Genomic DNA, 5428 nt, shown 5'->3' on the forward strand with positions numbered 1-5428 from the left:
CGACGGCGCACCGGCGGGCTCGGGGCCGGAAGGCGAGGCGCCGAAGTCCGGGCCGGGGGTCGCCGGGACGGCGGACGCCTGGGCGGCGGCCGGTCCCCGCGCGGCTCCACCGGCGGCGGCCGCGGCCGGCTCCTGGGGGTTCTGCGACGGGTCGCCGACAGCTCGTGTCCTCAACGGGACCTCCTTGATGAACCAGGTGACAACGAACGCGACGAACGCGCAGGGCGCCGCGTACAGGAAGACGTCGGCGACGCCGTGCCCGTACGCGACCTCCATGACGTGCCGCAGCGGCGCGGGCAGCGAGCCCAGGTCGGGGATGGCCCCGTCGCTCCCGCCGGCCTTGGCGGCCAGCGCCCGGCCCTGCGGGCCGAGGGCGGTGAGCCCGTCCTTGACGTAGTCCCCGACCTTGTTGCTCAGGATCGAGCCGAGCGCCGCGACACCGATCGCACCGCCCAGGGAGCGGAAGAAGGTGACGGTGGAGCTGGCCGAGCCGAGGTCCTTGGCCTGCACCTGGTTCTGCGTGCACAGGACCAGGTTCTGCATCATCATGCCGATGCCGAGGCCCATGGCGGCCATGTACAGCGCCATCACCCAGTACGTGGTGTCGTACCGGATCGTACCGAGCAGGCCCAGGCCGCCGGTCAGCAGGAAGCCGCCGGTGACGAGCCATGCCTTCCAGCGTCCGGTGCGGGTGATGACCTGCCCGGCGACGGTGGAGGCCACGAACAGGCCGCCGATCATCGGGATGGTCAGCACGCCGGACATCGTGGGGCTCTTGCCGCGCGCCAGCTGGAAGTACTGGCTGAAGAAGACCGTGCCGGTGAACATCGACACGCCGACGAACAGGGACGCAGCGGACGCCAGGGTGATCGTCCGGTTGCGGAACAGCCGCAGCGGGATGATCGGCTCGCTGGCCTTCGACTCCACCAGCAGGAAGATCAGGCCGAGCACGACCGCGCCGCCGACCATCGCGTAGGTCTGCCACGACAGCCACGGGTACTTGTTGCCGGCGAAGGTCACCCAGATCAGGAGCAGCGAAGCGGCGGCGCTGATGAAGAACGCGCCGAGCCAGTCGACCTTGACCTTCCGCTTGACCACCGGCAGGTGCAGGGTCTTCTGCAGGACGATCAGGGCGATGACCGCGAACGGCACGCCGACGTAGAAGCACCAGCGCCAGCCCAGCCAGGACGTGTCGGTGATGACGCCGCCGAGCAGCGGACCGCCGACGGTCGCGACGGCGAAGACCGCGCCGAGGTAGCCGCTGTACCGGCCCCGCTCGCGCGGGGAGATCATCGCGGCCAGGATGATCTGCGCCAGGGCGGAGAGGCCGCCGACGCCGATGCCCTGGAAGACGCGGACGGTGATCAGCATCTCGGAGTTGACCGAGAGCCCGGCCACGATCGAGCCGAGCACGTAGATGCTCAGGGCTATCTGGACCAGCAGCTTCTTGCTGAACAGGTCGGCGAGCTTGCCCCACAGCGGGGTGGTCGCCGTCATCGCCAGCAGGGAGGCGGTCACGACCCAGGTGTACGAGCTCTGCCCGCCGCCCAGGTCGGAAATGATGTGCGGGAGGGCGTTCGTGACGACCGTCGAGGAGAGGATCGCGACGAACAGTCCGAGCAGCAGCCCCGACAGGGCCTGCATGATCTCGCGGTGCGACATCGGCGCACCGCCGGTGGGGGACGGGGCCGGCTCACCGCCGTGCTTGGCGTGGCCGCCCCGCACACCGACGGGTGTGGATGTAGCCATCAGGTCTGTTCCTTAGTTCTACGGGTGTGAGGGTGCGGGCGTGGGGGACAGGCGGCCGACTGCCGTGCCGGGTGGGCCGTCCGCGGGGGCGTTCCGGCCGGCCGCGGCGTCGCGGCGGGGCGGGACGAGGGAGTGGTCGCCGTGCGCGACCCGGCAGTCGCCGAAGTCGGTGCGCAGCCGGTCGAGCATCTCCGTGAGGGCGTTGAGCTCGTCGTCCGTCCAGTCCGCCAGGGTCCTGGCGATCATCGCGACGGCCCGCTCGCCGAGGACCGCGATCATCTCCTCGCCCGCGGGCGTGAGTCTCAGCAGCCGGGAGCGGCCGTCCGCCGGGTCCGGCAGGCGTTCGAGCCAGCCGCGCTGGGCGGCGTGGGCGACGTGTCTGCTCGTCACGGACACGTCGACGGCCAGCAGCTCGGAGAGCCGGCTCATGCGCATCTCGCCGTGCGCGCTGAGCAGCGACAGCACGGCGGCGGGGCCGCCCGGGCACTCGGTGGGCAGCGCACGGGTCAGCGCCCGTTTGACCGCGCCCAGAGCCGTGATGTGCCGAGCCACCTCCACGTACCGGCTCTCCGTGGCCATGAGCCCCTCCCGACTATTCGTTGCTTCGGGCAACCATAAATCGGTTGGTTGCCGCAGGCAAATTAAAAGCTACGGCATACATCATGGAAAAACAAAATGTTGCCATCGGAATGATCAACTGGCTTGCGCATGTGTTCGACACTGTGCTCACGCATACGAAAGCTGTGTGCTGGATGTGTCAGAACTGTGTGCGGTCGCAACATCGGGAACGGTGCGTGCCGTTGGTCCCTCTGTGTGCCCGGCCGGCGCCGAAGCATGCCGTGACGTGGCGCAGGACACGGATCGGCCACGTCGCGGCCACAGGTCGGCCGCCGAACGCCCGACAACCCTTTTCGGGCCCGGGGTTGGGCGCCACCCCCGCGTTCGCTAGGGTCTCGCCTCATGGCACACAACCCTCATGCCCCGCAGGGCCCCCAGGGCGCACCCGGCAACGCCGACCCCGCGGGCAGCACTCAGATGTTCCGCGCGTTCGTCGACGACGGCGAGCCGCAGCGCCAGCCGGCGGCGGCGCGTCAGGGCGGTGGGCCGAAGGTCGGCGTCATCGTCGGAGTCGTCCTGGTCGTCGTCGTCCTCGCCGTGGTGGCCTGGCTGGCCCTCGGCTGACGTCCGGCCACGGAGAGCCGGAAGGATCCTCGCGCGTTCGCGGGCGCGCCCCGGTGGACGGTGCCGGGGCGTGCGGACGGCGTACGTGCGGACGGCGTACCTACGGATACGCGCGCGCGTGGGCGCACGTGTGCGAGCACCCGGATGGGCTGAGGTGCGCGCTGGGTCATGGACACCCGGCGACGCCCCGGGACACGGGCGCGGAGCGACGCCCGGAACGGGCCGACCCGCGGGCGCGGACCGGCGCGCGGCAAGCACCGCCCCCGGGCGCGGACCGGCGCGCGAGCAGGCGCCGGCGCACCGCGAGGCGGCCGTGGCCGGCGACCGGCGACGGAAGACGCAGCGGCATGGACGCCGTCGTCCGGTCCACCGGCGCCCACGTTCGCCGGTGCCCGATGACGCGTCCTTCCGGCCGGGCCGGGTGTCCCGGCCGGAGCCTCAGTCCGAGATGAGTCCCTCGCGCAGCTGCGCCAGCGTGCGCGTGAGCAGGCGCGAGACGTGCATCTGGGAGATGCCGACCTCCTCGCCGATCTGGGACTGCGTCATGTTCGCGAAGAAGCGCAGCATGATGATCTGCCGCTCCCGCGGGGGCAGCTTCGCCAGCAGCGGCTTGAGCGACTCCCGGTACTCCACGCCCTCCAGCGCGAGGTCCTCGTAGCCGAGCCGGTCCGCGAGCGAGCCCTCGCCGCCGTCGTCCTCGGGCGAGGGCGAGTCCAGCGAGGACGCCGTGTACGCGTTGCCGACGGCGAGCCCGTCGACCACGTCCTCCTCGGACACGCCGAGAACGGCGGCCAGTTCGGTCACGGTCGGGGAGCGGTCGAGCTTCTGCGCCAGTTCGTCGCTGGCCTTCGTCAGCGCGAGGCGCAGCTCCTGGAGGCGGCGCGGCACCCGCACCGACCACGACGTGTCGCGGAAGAAGCGCTTGATCTCGCCCACGACCGTCGGCATGGCGAACGTCGGGAACTCCACCCCGCGTTCGCAGTCGAAACGGTCGATGGCCTTGATCAGACCGATCGTGCCGACCTGGACGATGTCCTCCATCGGCTCGTTCCTGCTGCGGAAACGCGCCGCCGCGTACCGCACGAGCGGGAGGTTCAGCTCGATCAGAGTGTCGCGCACATAGGTGCGCTCCGGGCTTTCCGCACTTTCCGGACCCTGGGCGTCCAGCGCGGCGAGCCGCAGGAACAGGGACCTGGACAGCGTGCGGGTATCGATGGCTTCCGGCTGGGACGGCACCGGCGGCTGGGTCGCCACGGTGTCGAGAGCGTCGGGCGCGGGAGCGCTCTTGGTGAGCGTGAGCACCTTAGGGCTGCCCTGTTCTGCGGACATGCCACCCCCTTGAGGTCGCGGACGGTCGCGCTGGGCGTTCGTTGGATGAACGCAGCCTCCACCTGAATACCGGCGGTGGGGCTGAACCAAACGCGGTACCCGCAGAATGTCACATGTCGGCAACGCGCTGTAGTGACATGTCGACATGCAGCGACGGCGTCAACGCCGCACAAGCCCCATCTGAAGCCTCAGGGACGGAAGATGACGGAAAATCAGGATGTACCCGTGAGGGTTAGGCCTCGATCCGATTTGCGGATCGGAGGCGAGCAAAGCTTCGGGCAAGAAGTCTTGACACATGCATCTGCGAGACTCCCAGCTCCTGGCTGATCTGCGACTGCGTCAGATTGCTGTAGTAGCGCAGCATCAGGATGCGCTGCTCCCGCTCGGGCAGCTGTACGAGGAGGTGCCGCACGAGGTCGCGGTGTTCGACGCCGGCCAGCGCCGGGTCCTCGTAGCCGAGCCGGTCGAGCAGGCCCGGCAGCCCGTCGCCCTCCTGCGCCGCCTCCAGCGAGGTGGCGTGGTACGAGCGGCCCGCCTCGATGCAGGCGAGGACCTCCTCTTCGGAGATCTTCAGCCGCTCGGCGATCTCGGCCGTCGTCGGCGAGCGGCCGTGGGCGGTCGTCAGGTCCTCGGTGGCGCCCGTGACCTGGACCCACAGCTCGTGCAGGCGGCGGGGCACGTGGACGGTGCGCACGTTGTCGCGGAAGTAGCGCTTGATCTCGCCGACGACGGTCGGCATGGCGAACGTCGGGAACTGCACGCCCCGGTCGGGGTCGAACCGGTCGATGGCGTTGATCAGGCCGATCGTGCCGACCTGGACGACGTCCTCCATGGGTTCGTTGCGACTGCGGAAGCGGGCGGCCGCGTAGCGCACGAGCGGGAGGTTGGCCTCGATGAGCGCGGAGCGCACCCGCCGGTGGGCCTCGGTGCCGGGCTCCAGGGTCTTGAGCTCGCCGAACAGGACCTGCGTGAGGGCCCGGGTGTCGGCGGCGCGGCTCTGGTTCTCGGTCGGCCGCGCGGGCCCCGCCTGCTTGGCGAACGGCGAGGTCGCGGGTGACGCGGGCCCCCGCCCGGCCGGCCGCTGCGCTTCCGGTCCCGAGGGACCGCCGGACGGGTCCGGGCCCGGGGACGGGGTCCCGGCGTCCCCGCCGCCGGGCGTCCCGGCCGG

5 protein-coding genes are annotated in these 5428 nt (G+C 70.9%); 1 reads left to right on the plus strand and 4 read right to left on the minus strand.

What is annotated here, in order from left to right; translation table 11 throughout:
* Positions 1–1662 (minus strand): MDR family MFS transporter (locus L1885_RS22755; RefSeq protein ID WP_505016786.1); only part of this gene is annotated, 1662 nt, incomplete at its 3' end.
* 105 nt (positions 1663–1767) lie between these two features.
* Complete coding sequence (locus tag L1885_RS22760; RefSeq protein WP_235799037.1) at positions 1768–2328, minus strand: MarR family winged helix-turn-helix transcriptional regulator; 561 nt, start codon at positions 2326–2328, stop codon at positions 1768–1770.
* Positions 2329–2709: 381 nt separating this feature from the next.
* Here L1885_RS22760 and L1885_RS22765 point away from each other — a divergent pair, with 381 nt between their 5' ends.
* Entirely contained in the window at positions 2710–2931 is a 222-nt protein-coding gene (locus L1885_RS22765) for a hypothetical protein (RefSeq protein ID WP_235799038.1), read from the plus strand.
* A gap of 438 nt (positions 2932–3369) precedes the next feature.
* Here the strand turns inward: L1885_RS22765 and L1885_RS22770 are convergent, their stop codons facing one another.
* Both L1885_RS22770 and L1885_RS22775 read right to left on the minus strand, forming a co-directional pair.
* The gene (locus L1885_RS22770; RefSeq protein ID WP_235799039.1) at positions 3370–4260 is read right to left on the minus strand and encodes an RNA polymerase sigma factor SigF; all 891 of its coding nucleotides are present in this window, start codon (positions 4258–4260) and stop codon (positions 3370–3372) included.
* A gap of 232 nt (positions 4261–4492) precedes the next feature.
* The coding region (locus tag L1885_RS22775; RefSeq protein WP_235799040.1) for an RNA polymerase sigma factor SigF at positions 4493–5428 on the minus strand (936 nt) is incomplete at its 5' end.

The organism is Streptomyces fuscigenes (assembly GCF_021556455.1).
GTDB lineage: Bacteria > Actinomycetota > Actinomycetes > Streptomycetales > Streptomycetaceae > Streptomyces > Streptomyces fuscigenes.